Here is a 13498-nt window from a genome sequence, read left to right on the forward strand (position 1 = left end):
GATCGTCTATGCAGTTGTTGCTTCGTTCCGGCGGTCAACAATTGATGATTGATATGGAGCGGGCTGATGACCGCCCCCTAACGGTTGGTCAGTATACCTACCGTCCGCGTCGGCTGGCCGGAAAGGTCCGACGCCTGGCAACCAAGATGTGGCCCGACATCCCTCCGACCGTCCTCGCCGAGCGCCTGACATTTGAAGCGGTTGATACTGTTCGGGACACAACCTGGGGTGATAGTGGTAGCTTTTCACCCCGTTCTGGGTCGGTGGTGATGCTTGGCCGCTGGGACGAAGATGGCAGCGTGGGTATTGCCCTGCACGAACTGGCACACGAGATGCACCTATACCACGGTGGCTACGATGATAGCGACGGTGTCGTGCGCGAAGCGGTGGCAATGCTGGCCGAGCGGGAAGCTGGTCTGCGTCGTAGCTTTGAACGAGAGCCATACCACTCTGCTTGCCAATTGATCGAACAACTCGAATCGTTGTCAGCCTTTAACCGTCTCTCTTTTCCTAAACGATGGGCAGAAGTGATCAGCGTGACATCAGTCGTTGGGCTGGTCGATCTGGTCAACTATTACCTTGACCGCAGTGAACGGCTTGGATTGGCACGCTGGCTTGACCGACTAACCAAAAATGTGGATGTGCGCGATCAACTGTTGGCCCGTCTGGCAACCACGTCGCTGCGCTATAGTCTGGAACTGCGCCGACATCTGATCAAAAAATTAGTGCGTTGTAAACCAGAAACACCGGTTGAGCAATTGATGTACGTTCTTGACTCAATTGCAACCCTTGATCGTCGTTATCCAAACGATGATCTAGAGCGGATCATTAATTTCTGCTTTGCACCGTATGTCCCCCAACGTCGTCGGCTCTTTGCCTTTGGCTCTTGATAGAGAGGAGCAGGTATGAATCGCTTTGATGAAAATGACACTGTTAGTTGGTTACCCGGTTTTGTACGTCGGTGGTTTGGGCTTACTGAAGAGGATCCCCGCTACAGACAAGCGGCTGGGCCGGGCTGGATGCCTATTTGGCTTCAGCGCTTCTTGGGCCTGACCTATGATGAACCGGTACGCTATGCCGATGAATCCACATCGACATCATCAGGACGGGCAACCTATACTCCACCACCACGCTCGTATACGCCTGGAAGTGCGTCGTTTACACCATCGTACACGCCATCGTACACGCCGCGCAACTACACTCCGCCTGCGTATCAGCCATCGGCTTCCGAAGAGTCAACACCATCAACGCCGTTACGACGGAGCCAGGCTGGTGATGAGCCGCTGACGGATGTCCAACCTATCGGCTATCTGCTGCGTGCGTATGCACGAGGCGCTCTTCCACCACAGGGTCTAGAAGCCTTTACTCGTGAAGTACGCACTACAACCGAGAAGGTCTTTAACTTCTACGGCCACTGGATTCGTTTCCAGACCGAAGAATTGCTACGTATCGGTGGTGATCTGTGCAATGCCGTTATCAATGCACTCCCCGGTGAGCCGGCAAAGCCGCAGAATAGCACCATCCGTCGAATCAAAGTAGTTGCCGACAACGGGAATGGGAACAACAAATCGGCAGCTACAAACGAACCTGAACGCTCTGAAGACAAAGAGTGACCTATGCCTCGTCCGGTTGTTATTATGGGCGGGTGGCTATCGTCACCCGCCGATTACTTAGGAATGGCGCGGATACTAGCCGCACCGCCGTACAATCGTATCGTGTACGTTGTCAACTTCAGTCGGCTAGACTGGCTGGCACTGCGCGATCCTAATTTTGGTCCGGCTCTCGATACCCTGGCAGCCACAGTACAAATTGCATTACATGAAACTGGTGCAGATAAAATTGATCTCATCGGGCATAGTGCCGGTGGGCGAATTGCCCGAGCGTACCTGGCCGATGAACCGTATCAGGGTGTTCGCTATGCCGGTCACAAGGTCGTGGCGAGTCTGACAACGCTGGGAACAGCCCATGCCACCTCGGAAATATGGGTCAAGCAATTTGCCGACTGGCTGGAAGCGCGGTATCCCGGTGCGGCCTTTCCGCATATCAAGTATCGCGCAGTTGCCGGTCGGAGCGTGCGTGGTCGCCGGTTCGGCTCACCAGAAGAGATGATTGCCTACCGTTCCTATGAGGTCTCATTTGGTGATGGAAATCTCATCGGCGATGGAATTGTTCCGACGGCGGCATGTTATCTGGCTGGAGCGGACAACTTGATTCTTGAGGGTGCCCGTCACGCACCGTACAACGCACCGTCAACCTGGTACGGTGCTCGTGATGTAGTGCCACTCTGGTTCGACGCCTAGTGAGAGCACGTATGACTCGTCCACTGGTTATTATTGGCGGTTACCTGACCAGTCCTGATGATTACAAAACCTTGGCCCAGGTTCTTTCTCGGCCACCGTTCGATTTTCAAGTCTTCATCACCCCAATCGGACGCCTGCGCTGGGCATTAACGCGCGACTGGGATTTTCGGCCAGTGTTGCGCATCTTGCGCGCCACCGTCGCTCAGGCGCTCCAAGAGACTGGAGCAAACAGCGTGACAATTCTGGCCCACAGCGTAGGTGGTACGGTAGCTCGAATGTATCTCGGCGATCACCCATATAAAGGTGAGATATACGGTGGTCATCGCTTTGTCCATCACCTGGTCATGCTCGGTACACCGCATCATAGCAAGGAATTCTGGACAAGGCAGACAGTGGGGTTTACGAATCAACACTATCCAGGAGCATACTACGACCATATCCGCTACACCTCTATTATCGGGCGTAGCATTCAGGCGAATCGCAACGGGCGCTGGATCGAACGAATGGCCTACAACAGTTATGTCATGATCGATGGGCCATCTGGTGCTCAAGCTTGGGGCGACGGTATTACTACCCTGACCTGTGCCGCATTACCCGGCGCTGAATATCTGGCTGTACCTGGCCTGTACCACTCATCGCTCCACGGACGACCGTGGTACGGTGATCCTGAAGGGTTAAAAAATTGGCAGCGCGTATTGGTCGGATCATCACCGGTTGTTGTTTGAAATATCGCTGATTTGTACTATAATACAAATTGCATGAAATCATCGAACTTTGAGCGATTCATACTGTACGCAATGGCAGCCGTGTCGGGAGTATCACTCGCGTGTTATACCGCAGTACTCTACTTATGTCGGCAGGAAGTCAACGATCATCAACCAGAACGTGCCGCACTTCGTACCCGGCTGGCCAACCTGGCCCATGCGCTCGATTGGTTGATGAACCTGATGGTTGCGCTAGTCGGGATTGGTCGCCTGTTCCGCGAAGAACGGTTTGGGGGACAACACCAACCCCGCTGGCTGAAAATCTATTTTATGATTACCGGTCCACTGCCAACAATCGGTATGGTAGGAGCCATGATTACCGGTCATCGTTGGGGAACCACGATGAAGAACCATCCGTATCAGCAACGGCTACACCGCATCTTCGCCTGGCTTGGTTACATCAGTTGGTGGTTCAGCTTTATTCCAATCTTTTTCCAGCCATTACTAAACCGGCTGGCAGTACGCACAGAAGATTCGGCTTCGGTTATCTCGTAGCGACCGCGCATCTGCGCCTGAGGGGGATTGCATGACGACTGTACCATCGGTTGAGTCAATGATGCCAGACGCCGTAGCACTCGAACAACACGAGCTGTTTGCGGCAACTAACCGGGCCTACGACATGGTTTTTAAGGGAACGGTTGATTTCTTCGTGATCAAAGCAGCCAAGGATTTGGGGCTATTCGATCTCCTGGCTGCCGCGTCACGTACCCTGGCTGATCTGGCAACTGTAACACAGACGGTACCACAGCGGCTGGAAAAGTTCCTTATCACGCTCGAACAGGTTGGCCTAGTAAAACGGGATGGTGATTTGTGGCAACTGACCCCCTTCGCCGACCAGTTCTTTGCCAATCCGGAGCGTCATCGAAATATGACGATGGTACCATTCGTTGATTACATTGCCGATCTGATTGAAAACTACTATCTGCGGCTCGCCGATGTGGTACGGGGAAAAGTCGATTTCACCAGTATCGTTCCTCACCCACCACGCACCCGCGAAGATAGTCTGTTCTACGAGACGTTGCACCGCTCGAACATCCAGCTCTTCACCGAGCTGTTGGTTAAGCGAGCACGGCTTGCCGATGTGCAGACTCTGGTTGATGTTGGTGGGGGGATCGGCGATATTGCAGCAGCACTGTGCCAGGCCTTCCCTCAGCTCAAGGTGACCCTGATCAATCTGCCAAGCGCACTTGACCTGGTGCGTGAAAATGTTGCCGCCAAAGGACTAAGTGATCGGATTACACCGGTCGCAGTCGACATGTATCGTGAACCATACCCTCAGGGCGATGCTGTCCTCTTCTCGCGCATCCTCTATCCGATGAACGCTCAGTTCTGCGCGATGTTGCTGAAAAAGGCATACGATGCCCTGCCAAGCGGTGGTCGGGTGTTGATTCTAGACATGGTGATTAGCGATCCTGAACATCCCAACTACGACTATTTAACTCACTATCTCTGCGCGATCGGGATGAGCTTTTCGGTACTCGAATTCAAAGATCACCGCGTGTACCCCGATCTGCTGCATCAGATCGGATTTACCGATGTGACACTTGATGAAGGGTATGATCACGTGTTGTATCAGGCGGTGAAGCCATAAGAGAGCGGCTGTTGTCTTGAGACCGGTGCAGCTTCTGCCCGGCAATGCGGTAAACAACTATGATTTCGACTGAACAACGTGTCTCGCTCAGCCGAAAAATCCGGGCGCATATTGAACTGGCCGATCCGGTGACCTGGATTTCACCTGTGCTGGTCTGTTTCTGTGGAGCACTGGCATCAGGGGTTCAGCGAGGGTTTGATTGGACAAGACCGGATCACTGGTGGCTGATGTTGCTCGGCGCATTGATGACCGGCCCACTCGGTACCGGTTTTAGCCAGAGTATCAACGACTACTTTGACCGTGAGCTTGATGCAATCAATGATCCGCAACGACCAATCCCGGCAGGTATCGTCTCGCTGGCAGAAGCACGCTGGAACTGGATTGTACTCGGCACAGCGACAATACTGGTCTCATTTGTGTTCGGTAGGCCGTTGATCGTCCTGCTCGCCCTGCTCGGGATTATACTGTCGGTTATTTACAGCATGCCCCCGATTAAGCTAAAGAAGCATTTCTGGCTGGGACCACCAGCGGTCGGCTTAGGCTACGTGAGTATGAGCTGGTTAGCGGGGCATCTGATCTTTGCGCTATTGACCTGGCAGAGTGTGCTAGTCGCATTAATCAACGGTGGTCTGGCAGCCGGTTTACTTTTCCTCAACGACATTAAGAGTGTTGAGGGTGATCGCAAGCTGGGATTACAATCACTAACTGTAGCGATTGGGGTCAAACGTACCCTGATTGTGGCATACCTGACCATTAATGGCTTCGAGGCCATGCTCCTTGTTCTGGCACTGATATGGGGACAGTATTGGGTAGCAGCATTTATGCTGCTGGCACTGGTTGCGCCGATCTATAATCAGATAAAGCTCTACCAGGAACCAACCCAGCAGAATTATGTGCGCTATCTCCTGGCCTCAAATCCATTTGTGGCCTTAATCCAGATCATCTCAGGTTTACTCGTAGGCGGCTATTTTGGCTGACCGTTACCATTTAAGGAGGTGTAACTATGACGGAGACCGAAGGTGAGGTGCGGGTACGCAGCGTTCCAGTACGACGCAGCGATAGCTTCGTTGAATCGGCAATGGAGTTTGGTGGCGGGATTGCTCGGCTTGGTTTCGCGGTCTTTACGCTACCGCTGGCCCTGCTGCCTCCAGAGTCGCGCCAGCACATGCGCAACGCGACCAAGGAGTTGATGTACGCATTCGCTTCGCTACCCCGCGATTTTGCCGAGATCGCCGGGAAGAGCATCGAGAAGTGGGCAGCCGAGGGCGAAGAGCCGAAGACTGAGACAAAGTAACGCTGATTGCTCGTTGTGAGCAAAGGAGGAGACGAGTATGAGCAATGAAACGACGACTGAGCGTGATGGGCTATTTGAGATGGCGGCTAGCTTCGTCGGTGGTGCTACCCGGATCGGCCTAACTGTTGCCTCGGTACCGTTAGTGCTGCTCCCCCGTAATTCGCGTCGGCGAGTACGCCGGGCTATGGCAGAAGTAGCAATGGCCGTTGTCGCTTTTCCGAAGGAGCTAGCGAATGTTTCGGAGCGGGTGGTTGATGACATCTTTGCCGCCGACCCACCCCAGATCACGCTGCCCAGCCCACAGCGCGTAGGTGAGCAGGTGCGTTCGTTCACCGAGCGCCTGGCCCGTGCTGCCGAAGAGTTGGGAACGAGCTTCAGCCGAGCAGCCAGCCGCGCTGCTGATGCCGTCGAGCAGGGTGCGGCAAAGGTTGATGAGTGGGTCGAAACTCCACCCAAGACACCACCGGCACCGTGATCGGTTAAGGTTGTCGGTCTACGCAGAGGTGTGGGATGTGGTTGGCTACCCATCCTATGCCTCTGCGTTTGTCTCTCTACCTGACAGAGCGGCAAGTTGTGCCTGAATGTGCAGTCAACCGGCGGTCAGACCGTGGTATTCTGTAAAGAGAGAGGCATGTGGTGATGCCTTTGAGATCGCTGTTCCACGGAGCTTTGCTACTATGCGAATTGTGATACTTGGCGCCGGTTATGCCGGTTTACGTACTGCGCTTGATCTGGCTCGTCTCCGTCGTACTTACGGGCTAGAAATTACTATCCACGTTGTTGATCAACATCCGTACCATCAGTTGATTCAGTTGTTGCATCTGACTGCTACCGCCGGGATTACCGACCAAAAGTCCATCTATCAGCTCGATAAACTCTTTCAAGGTCGTGAGGTAGAACGGATCGAGGGGCGGGTACAGACAATCCTTCCTCTGGAACGGCGCGTCGTCCTCGCTGATGGCCGAAGTGTCGAATATGATCGGCTGGTTATTGCGCTGGGCAGCGAAACTGCCTTTCAGGTTCCAGGTGCTCGCGAGCATGCGCTGCCCCTCCGAACCTTCCCTGATGCGGTTGCCCTGCGTAAGCATCTGATACGTAAGTTTAGTCAGGCTGCAACATTGACCGATCCGACCGAGCTGCGGATCGCAATGACGACCGCCATTGTCGGTGGTGGATATACCGGTTGTGAACTGGCCGGTGAACTGGCGGCGTGGGCTGATGATCTCTGTCGGCAAACCGGCGCACCTCGCAATGAAGTCCGTATTGCTCTGATCGAACGAGAAGACCATCTCTTGCCGCATCTCGGCACTTGGGCCAGTAATGAGGCGGTGCGCCGGCTAGAACGTTTAGGCGTGAATATCTTCTTGCGAACACCGGTGGTACGGGTAGAACCGCAACTGCTCCGCTTTGCCGATGGTCGTATATTGCGGGCCGGAACTATCGTGTGGGGCGCAGGTATTCGCGCTCCGGCCCTCCTCGCCGAAGCAGGCTTCCCGACCGATCGCATGGGTCGGGTACTGGTGGATCGCTATTTGCGCGTGAATGGACAGGCAGCAGTCTTCGCAATTGGTGATTGTGCGGCAGTCCCTGACGGACGTGGTGGGACCCTACCCCCCACTGCATCTTACGCAGTGCGCCAGGGTGAGCATCTGGCCGAGATTCTGGCAGCCGAAGCGCGTGGTGACGCGCCGCGTGCTTACGAGCCGGTTGAACTCGGTGAAGTTGTTTCGTTAGGACCAAACGATGCCGTAGGCAATGCCCTGGGAGTGCCGGTTACAGGCTATCCGGCTCTGATGCTGAAACGCGGGATCGAAGAATACTATCGTGCTACAATCGAAAGCGCATAGCCATAGGAGAGCAAGCATGATCGTGCAAGAACAGTTTGTTTCAATCAAAGCGCCACCTGCGACTGTAGAACGCTACCTGACCGATCCGCAATTGATGAAGGAGTGGCGTTCACCGCTGGTCGTTCTTGATCCTATCGAAGGCGAGTTAATGACACTGGGGAGCAAACACAAGCTACGACTGAAATCACTCGCGCTGGCCGGTGCGACGTATACCGTTACTGAACGTGATAGCAATCACATCTTGTTAAAGATCGAGGGTCTCTGGCAGGGGCAAGAACTCTGGCGTTGGTTTGCCGATGGTGACCGCACGATTGTGCAAAATCGGGTTGAGTACGAAGTGCCCGATCCCAGTTTGCGCGTCTTTGTGGTTGGTCTCGGGCAGATTTTTGCGTCACTCGACATGCGTATTCAACTCGATCGCCTGCGAATGCTGATTGAAGGTGGCCCCAAACCTGCTACCCAACCGCGTTAATGCACAACGGGGGCAACCACAGGTTGCCCCTTCTTTGGTAGATTATTTTTGCATAAAAGCACAGATATTGCACCAAGAATGCATCGTTTCAACCACTACCATTTCATCGGCGGCTGTGCTAGCATAGGTGCAAAGATACAAGAATTAGTCAGATAGAGGTCGCGTATGGCTCGTCAACAACGGTTTAGCCCACGAGACGAAGTCTACCTCAATAGTACTAGCTTTGAAGTATACATGGCCGCCGGTGGGGTATTCATTGGTCTTTTCGGCCTCTTATTTGCCATTAGTATCAAAATCAGCTTTGCCTGGCTGGTATGGCCTGCCCTCTTCGTGTCAATCCTCGCCGGTTACATCACCCTCAACCGCCTAGAGAAGCGCGAGCGGAAACGGAAACTGGCCGAGCTTGAAGCAGAATACGCTGCCAAAGCAACTCGCACGTATGGCGACTAGGGCACATCTGCGCAATGTGCTGCTTCCCTGGGAACGCGGGCCGCTGGCCCGCGTTCTCGTGTGAGATCGGGTGATTGCATTTTGTTCTCACCACTTGTCTGTCGGGTAGCAACGGAAGTATAGTTACACACTGCTAAAGAGGATTTGTAGGCATTCTGTCATCTTGCGCGGTGCACGATTGTGCTATCTTCAAGCTAATCGTGTCATTGCAAGAGGATAGGTATGCAGACACTTCGCACTATTCGTCGTACCCGTGAGCTGACCTTTCTTGATTTGGCACTCTTGACCGGTATTCCTGCTCGTGTGCTCGCCGAGGCAGAGTACGGATTACGTCACCTTAGCCATCACGAAGCTGAGACGATTGCATTTGTGTTAGGGATACCACCGACGGCGATTAGGCCATTACCTCCCCAGACGCAAGCCCGTTCCGGTCTGAAGCCATTGGCTCTGGCTGCCGGTTTAGCCACAACGCTGGCGTTATTGTCACTGTTTGGCGAAGGAGGACAGCGTTTCCAACACCATTTGATAACCGTCGCTCTGCAACAAGTTAGCTCACTGCTATCATCACAGACTGAGCCGGCTCCTGAGATGACCGGGCAGGCATCTCGCACGGTGATACCAACCATCCTACCGTTCACAGAGCAACGGAAAGGCGCGACACTAGTCATACCACCATCATTACCGACTCTCCCACCACCAGAGGCTCTGGCACCGCTCGTAGCTCCTTTGCCATCCTCAGCACGTACACCTGCCGTACCGCAGTTCTATCTTGATGAAGCAGGTCCCCATGGTTGTCCGGTTCAACCTGCGACCGGTCGGGTTGTGATAACCCAGGGATACGGAGTAGGTTCGCATACGCCGACCGCAATCTGGGGCGCAATTGATTTAGCGGTTGATGGCAATGGTGATGGAGTCGCCGAACCGGAAGCAAGCTGGTACGCGCCTGTAGTCGCAACACATGACGGCAGGGTACGGGTAACACTAGATAGTTACCCCGCCGGTCATCATGTCTGGGTGCTGGCGGCAGACGGTATCTGGCGTACCGGCTATTCACATCTCGCGATTGTTACCGTCATCGACGGCCAGCAAATACAGGCCGGCGATATGATCGGGTTAATGGGTAGTACTGGCTTTGCCAGTGGTCCACATCTCGATTATCAGGTCTGGCGCGGTGAGGTGAATATCGATCCTACCACCCTGGTTGGATGCGATCGGTAGAAGAACGCTTTGCGAACCGCTGCGGCAGGGATAGGCAGAAGTCACCGAAGATGGTCGGGATACGGTGGAACCAGGCCAAGCCTTGCCGCCACAGAATCTGAGGCATCGAGTATGCACAATCACGCCCGCAGTGAGCGACGAAAGAGGGCCAGTGCAAAAGCCATCCCGATCACGGCAAAACCGAGCAGGATCACACTACTTATCCATAGCGGCAGAGTAGGCGGTGTCCCAAACGCTAACGCCCGTATTGCATCGATAAAGTACGTCGCCGGATTGAACAACACAATCATGCGCATCCAGTCCGGCAAAACATCGAGTGGATAGAGGGCATTAGACGCAAACAACAAGGGCAAATTGAAGAGGAAGATCATGCCGTGGTAGCCAGCAATACTGCGTGATACTGCGGCAACACCGAGTGCCAGACCACTGAAACCAATGGCGAAGATAACAAGCAACACCAGGGCGCCGAGCCAACCAAGAGGATTCACCCCTACTCGTGCCCCCATCAGTAAACCAACGACGAGCATCAGGATTGCCTGAAAGAGTGCTTTCGTTGCCGTGCTGGCAGCACTGCCTAACAAAATGCTCAAGCGCGGAATCGGTGCAGCCAGGTACTCTTTAACAATGCCACGAAGCCGCTCATCGAGTAACACCATCCCGCCCCCAACTGCGCCGCCGAGAGCACTCAACGCAATAATTCCAGGGAGGATGAACGACATATAGTCATTTCCGCCAATCGAGCTAATCATGCCGCGCATGCCAACGCCAAACAGCACCACCCACAACACCGATTGCAGCGCCAGACCGAACAGCTCTTCGGTTTGCTGGACAAACTTGCGCATGTGGCGTGTCCAGATAACATAGGTTGCGTACATACAGTCCTCACTTAATCACGCAAAGCTGTACCGGTATAATGCAAGAAGACATCACCGAGCGAAGGTCGCGCCAGGGTAACATCTTCGATTACAAAGCCATTCCCGCTTATTGCCCCTAACACAACAGGGAGCCGTCGACTCCCGTTGTCGGTGTAAACGAGCACCAGACTATCAGCCGAATCGGTCTCGACACCCTGAACACCTTCAACACCCTGGACAACTGTCGCCAGATGTTGCAAATCGCCTCGACCGCGCACGCGAATCACATCCGAACCCAGTGAGGCAACTAAATCGGTTGGCCGCCCTTCAACGATTAAGCGACCGTGATCGATAATGCCTACCAGGTCGGCCAGGACTTCTGCCTCGTCCATGGCGTGCGTAGTCAGTAAGATAGTCATCCCACGCTGGCGGTTCAGATCGCGCACATAGTTCCAGATATTCACCCGATTTTGTGGATCAAGCCCCTGCGTTGGTTCGTCGAGAACCAACACCTGCGGATCGGTCATCAAGCCACGGGCCAATTCAAGACGACGCTTCATGCCGCCAGAATAACTTTTGACCGGACGATCAATCGCCTCAGTCAGTTGTACCAGCTCGACCAAGTCACGAATACGCTGCCGACGCACGTCTGCCGGTAAGCGATAGAGCCGTCCATGGAAATCAAGCGTTTCGCGACCGGTTAGGAGTGGATCGAGCACCATTTCCTGAAACGTCACCCCGATCCGACGACGGACTTCCGCAGCATCACGGATAACATCATAACCGAGGATGCGGGCACTACCTGATGTTGGCGGCAAGAGAGTAGTCAAAATACTCAGCAGAGTCGTTTTACCGGCGCCGTTAGGCCCCAACAACGCATAGATACGACCAACCGGTGCACGGAGGTTAATGTGATCAAGCGCGGTTAGGTCACCATACCGCTTGACGAGATCAATCGTTTCAATTGCCGGTGTGTTCATGATTAGCTCAGCATCTAGCCAGTGCGTGACGATTCTCACATTTTGATTATAGCACCAATCAACTATGCAGGAACTACGCTAGAGCTAGACCTCGGATTACTAAACAAGCCCTCTGCATCGTCGGCATAGCACAGACTGCCATGCACCTGCGTAATAAGACGTACAAAGTGTAGATCATGAGCGCACGTCTTCTGCAACTTTCTGGAACGGGGCACGTATCATTAAAAATAAGTTAGCAATAGCGACATACGAAAACCTGATGAACGCTATGTAACATCGTGAATGCACATTGATTAGTCAGGTCGGCCAGACGCTCTGAAAGGAGGACACCAGTGCAACAACGACCGATCAGCATTGAACAGCGACATGGCCCCAACATCCTGATCCGTTTACTCTACTTCTTCTTATTCGGATTTTGGTTCAGCGGTATCTGGACTGCAATAGGTTGGATCTTGTGTGTCACCATTATCGGTTTACCGGTTGGTTTGTGGATGCTCAATCGGATGCCGCAAGTGGTAACACTTGCACCGCGGCGCGAGAACCTGGTGATTGCCGGTGGGCAGATATACCGGGTAGAGACACCGCAACACCCGCTGTTGTTGCGAGCACTCTGGTTCATTTTTGTCGGGTGGTGGTTGAGCGGAATATGGCTTTTCGTCGCATGGGGATTGAGTGTATCGATCATTGGGATGGTTATTGCCTTTTGGATGTTCGATCAAGTGCCAACAATTATCACCCTTGCCCGTCGTTAATGAGTGCCAAAGCGGGTGTCTGATCGTGATCCAAACGTTCACCAGTCTTGTCACCCCTTCTTGAAAGGGGCGATTTAGAGCGATTTCAGGCATTGGGGGGCGTTAGACCCCGCATCCACCAGCGCGAGCAGCAGACCGGTCAGCACGCCCCCCCGGTTCCACGTAGGCTACCCCACGCCACTACCAACGCGCCAGCCATCCGCGTGGATGCGTGCGTGACCGCAACATCTTTACTAAGAGCCTATCCGAATAATCGTCTCACGATACGGCGGACGAAACCTGATAGAGGTACGGGCGCAGCGCCGCTGCGCCCCAACCGATCTCCTTCTGCGACAGGATATCCCAGATAGGTTCTAAATCCTGGACCTGACACCAGGCTCTGCACTGGCTGCCCCCTCCTGAACGGTCGGCGCGACGGTCGAGGTAACACGCACCCGCATGACCGGATAGAACGGCGGCGACTGGATCGCAAACCACCAGCGCAGGCTCTACACCCCGTGATCCGTCAGCACTACGACCGCCTGGTCGGGTGGCAGGGCACGGCGGGCCTAGCGCAGCATCCGCTCCCCCTGCGGTTCCCACGCGCCCGGGTAGTGTGATTGGACGATCACCCAGGCGAGCGGTAGGCCGGGGCCGCAATAGCGAACACGCATGCGCAGGAGGACGATGGCAGCGCGTCTAGAGGAGGCATCCAGGCCGAGCACCAGCAGTCTGCCGATTCAGTGCGCACCTTTCCAGCGGCGCAGGTCGGTGCCACACGCACGCGGACGAGACCACCGGTGGTGCATCCGCTGCGGGTGGAGCGGTGAGATGCTGGGCAGGGCAGCAATCCAGGCCTTCCACGCATCTGCCAGGGTCGTGGCGCGGGCGATCTCGGCCGTGGCGAGCACGTGCACCAGTGCGGAACCAGTGGCGTTTCCCGCCACCAGGGTGCCCACGATCCAGCGGGCTAAGGCGCGGCGTCGGTGCCGGTACA

The 13498-nt window shown here is 54.6% G+C and carries 17 protein-coding genes (1 of these 17 running past the window's edge); 14 read left to right on the forward strand and 3 right to left on the reverse strand.

The window, feature by feature from the left end; genetic code table 11:
• The first annotated feature begins 8 nt into the window (after positions 1-8).
• From JE47_RS0103650 to JE47_RS0103710, 13 genes are all read left to right on the forward strand, one after another.
• Entirely contained in the window at positions 9-890 is an 882-nt protein-coding gene (locus tag JE47_RS0103650; RefSeq protein ID WP_031458441.1) for a hypothetical protein, read from the forward strand.
• Between the two features lie 15 nt (positions 891-905).
• Entirely contained in the window at positions 906-1613 is a 708-nt protein-coding gene (locus JE47_RS0103655; protein WP_031458442.1) for a hypothetical protein, read from the forward strand.
• A 3-nt stretch (positions 1614-1616) separates the two neighbouring features.
• Positions 1617-2300, forward strand: a complete 684-nt coding sequence (locus tag JE47_RS0103660; protein ID WP_031458443.1) for a lipase family alpha/beta hydrolase — start codon at positions 1617-1619, stop codon at positions 2298-2300.
• Positions 2301-2311: 11 nt separating this feature from the next.
• On the forward strand, positions 2312-3025 hold the full coding sequence (locus JE47_RS0103665; RefSeq protein ID WP_031458444.1) for an esterase/lipase family protein: 714 nt from the start codon (positions 2312-2314) through the stop codon (positions 3023-3025).
• Positions 3026-3058: 33 nt separating this feature from the next.
• Positions 3059-3559 (forward strand): hypothetical protein, encoded by a 501-nt coding sequence (locus tag JE47_RS0103670; protein ID WP_031458445.1) that lies wholly within the window; start codon positions 3059-3061, stop codon positions 3557-3559.
• Positions 3560-3590: 31 nt separating this feature from the next.
• Positions 3591-4655 carry a bacteriochlorophyllide d C-20 methyltransferase BchU gene (bchU, locus tag JE47_RS0103675; RefSeq protein WP_031458446.1) on the forward strand — a complete coding sequence of 355 codons (1065 nt, stop codon included), beginning with the start codon at positions 3591-3593 and terminating at the stop codon, positions 4653-4655.
• A gap of 59 nt (positions 4656-4714) precedes the next feature.
• Entirely contained in the window at positions 4715-5632 is a 918-nt protein-coding gene (gene bchG, locus JE47_RS0103680) for a (bacterio)chlorophyll synthase (RefSeq protein ID WP_031458447.1), read from the forward strand.
• A gap of 26 nt (positions 5633-5658) precedes the next feature.
• Positions 5659-5949 carry a hypothetical protein gene (locus JE47_RS0103685; RefSeq protein WP_031458448.1) on the forward strand — a complete coding sequence of 97 codons (291 nt, stop codon included), beginning with the start codon at positions 5659-5661 and terminating at the stop codon, positions 5947-5949.
• Between the two features lie 37 nt (positions 5950-5986).
• On the forward strand, positions 5987-6424 hold the full coding sequence (locus tag JE47_RS0103690; protein WP_028459400.1) for a hypothetical protein: 438 nt from the start codon (positions 5987-5989) through the stop codon (positions 6422-6424).
• A gap of 202 nt (positions 6425-6626) precedes the next feature.
• Positions 6627-7796, forward strand: coding sequence for an NAD(P)/FAD-dependent oxidoreductase (locus JE47_RS0103695; protein ID WP_031458449.1), 1170 nt, complete (start codon positions 6627-6629; stop codon positions 7794-7796).
• 16 nt (positions 7797-7812) lie between these two features.
• A complete protein-coding gene (locus JE47_RS0103700) occupies positions 7813-8268 on the forward strand; it encodes an SRPBCC family protein (RefSeq protein ID WP_031458450.1) in 456 nt (151 codons plus the stop codon).
• A gap of 165 nt (positions 8269-8433) precedes the next feature.
• A complete protein-coding gene (locus tag JE47_RS0103705; protein WP_031458451.1) occupies positions 8434-8718 on the forward strand; it encodes a hypothetical protein in 285 nt (94 codons plus the stop codon).
• A gap of 222 nt (positions 8719-8940) precedes the next feature.
• The gene (locus JE47_RS0103710) at positions 8941-9936 is read left to right on the forward strand and encodes a peptidoglycan DD-metalloendopeptidase family protein (protein WP_031458452.1); all 996 of its coding nucleotides are present in this window, start codon (positions 8941-8943) and stop codon (positions 9934-9936) included.
• Positions 9937-10055: 119 nt separating this feature from the next.
• Here JE47_RS0103710 and JE47_RS0103715 read toward each other — a convergent pair whose 3' ends face one another.
• Both JE47_RS0103715 and JE47_RS0103720 read right to left on the reverse strand, forming a co-directional pair.
• The gene (locus JE47_RS0103715) at positions 10056-10811 is read right to left on the reverse strand and encodes an ABC transporter permease (protein WP_031458453.1); all 756 of its coding nucleotides are present in this window, start codon (positions 10809-10811) and stop codon (positions 10056-10058) included.
• Positions 10812-10822: 11 nt separating this feature from the next.
• Positions 10823-11770 (reverse strand): daunorubicin resistance protein DrrA family ABC transporter ATP-binding protein, encoded by a 948-nt coding sequence (locus JE47_RS0103720; protein WP_031458454.1) that lies wholly within the window; start codon positions 11768-11770, stop codon positions 10823-10825.
• A gap of 332 nt (positions 11771-12102) precedes the next feature.
• On the opposite strand from JE47_RS0103720, the gene JE47_RS0103725 reads away from it, so the two are divergent.
• Positions 12103-12522, forward strand: a complete 420-nt coding sequence (locus tag JE47_RS0103725; RefSeq protein WP_031458455.1) for a YccF domain-containing protein — start codon at positions 12103-12105, stop codon at positions 12520-12522.
• 719 nt (positions 12523-13241) lie between these two features.
• Here the strand turns inward: JE47_RS0103725 and JE47_RS0103730 are convergent.
• Positions 13242-13498, reverse strand: the 3' portion of a protein-coding gene (locus JE47_RS0103730; protein WP_031458456.1) for a hypothetical protein. It continues 82 nt past the right edge of the window; the window shows 257 of its 339 coding nt (coding positions 83-339); the start codon falls outside the window, past its right edge; its stop codon occupies positions 13242-13244.

Source organism: Chloroflexus sp. MS-G, assembly GCF_000735195.1.
Taxonomy (GTDB): Bacteria; Chloroflexota; Chloroflexia; order Chloroflexales; family Chloroflexaceae; genus Chloroflexus.

What these genes read in the sequence shown, in the direction of transcription:
- JE47_RS0103650 (WP_031458441.1), top strand. Translation starts at nt 9, where the DNA reads ATGCAGTTGTTGCTTCGTTCCGGCGGTCAACAATTGATGATTGATATG.
- JE47_RS0103655 (WP_031458442.1), top strand. Translation starts at nt 906, where the DNA reads ATGAATCGCTTTGATGAAAATGACACTGTTAGTTGGTTACCCGGTTTT.
- JE47_RS0103660 (WP_031458443.1), top strand. Translation starts at nt 1,617, where the DNA reads ATGCCTCGTCCGGTTGTTATTATGGGCGGGTGGCTATCGTCACCCGCC.
- JE47_RS0103665 (WP_031458444.1), top strand. Translation starts at nt 2,312, where the DNA reads ATGACTCGTCCACTGGTTATTATTGGCGGTTACCTGACCAGTCCTGAT.
- JE47_RS0103670 (WP_031458445.1), top strand. Translation starts at nt 3,059, where the DNA reads ATGAAATCATCGAACTTTGAGCGATTCATACTGTACGCAATGGCAGCC.
- bchU (WP_031458446.1), top strand. Translation starts at nt 3,591, where the DNA reads ATGACGACTGTACCATCGGTTGAGTCAATGATGCCAGACGCCGTAGCA.
- bchG (WP_031458447.1), top strand. Translation starts at nt 4,715, where the DNA reads ATGATTTCGACTGAACAACGTGTCTCGCTCAGCCGAAAAATCCGGGCG.
- JE47_RS0103685 (WP_031458448.1), top strand. Translation starts at nt 5,659, where the DNA reads ATGACGGAGACCGAAGGTGAGGTGCGGGTACGCAGCGTTCCAGTACGA.
- JE47_RS0103690 (WP_028459400.1), top strand. Translation starts at nt 5,987, where the DNA reads ATGAGCAATGAAACGACGACTGAGCGTGATGGGCTATTTGAGATGGCG.
- JE47_RS0103695 (WP_031458449.1), top strand. Translation starts at nt 6,627, where the DNA reads ATGCGAATTGTGATACTTGGCGCCGGTTATGCCGGTTTACGTACTGCG.
- JE47_RS0103700 (WP_031458450.1), top strand. Translation starts at nt 7,813, where the DNA reads ATGATCGTGCAAGAACAGTTTGTTTCAATCAAAGCGCCACCTGCGACT.
- JE47_RS0103705 (WP_031458451.1), top strand. Translation starts at nt 8,434, where the DNA reads ATGGCTCGTCAACAACGGTTTAGCCCACGAGACGAAGTCTACCTCAAT.
- JE47_RS0103710 (WP_031458452.1), top strand. Translation starts at nt 8,941, where the DNA reads ATGCAGACACTTCGCACTATTCGTCGTACCCGTGAGCTGACCTTTCTT.
- JE47_RS0103715 (WP_031458453.1), bottom strand. Translation starts at nt 10,811, where the DNA reads ATGTACGCAACCTATGTTATCTGGACACGCCACATGCGCAAGTTTGTC.
- JE47_RS0103720 (WP_031458454.1), bottom strand. Translation starts at nt 11,770, where the DNA reads ATGAACACACCGGCAATTGAAACGATTGATCTCGTCAAGCGGTATGGT.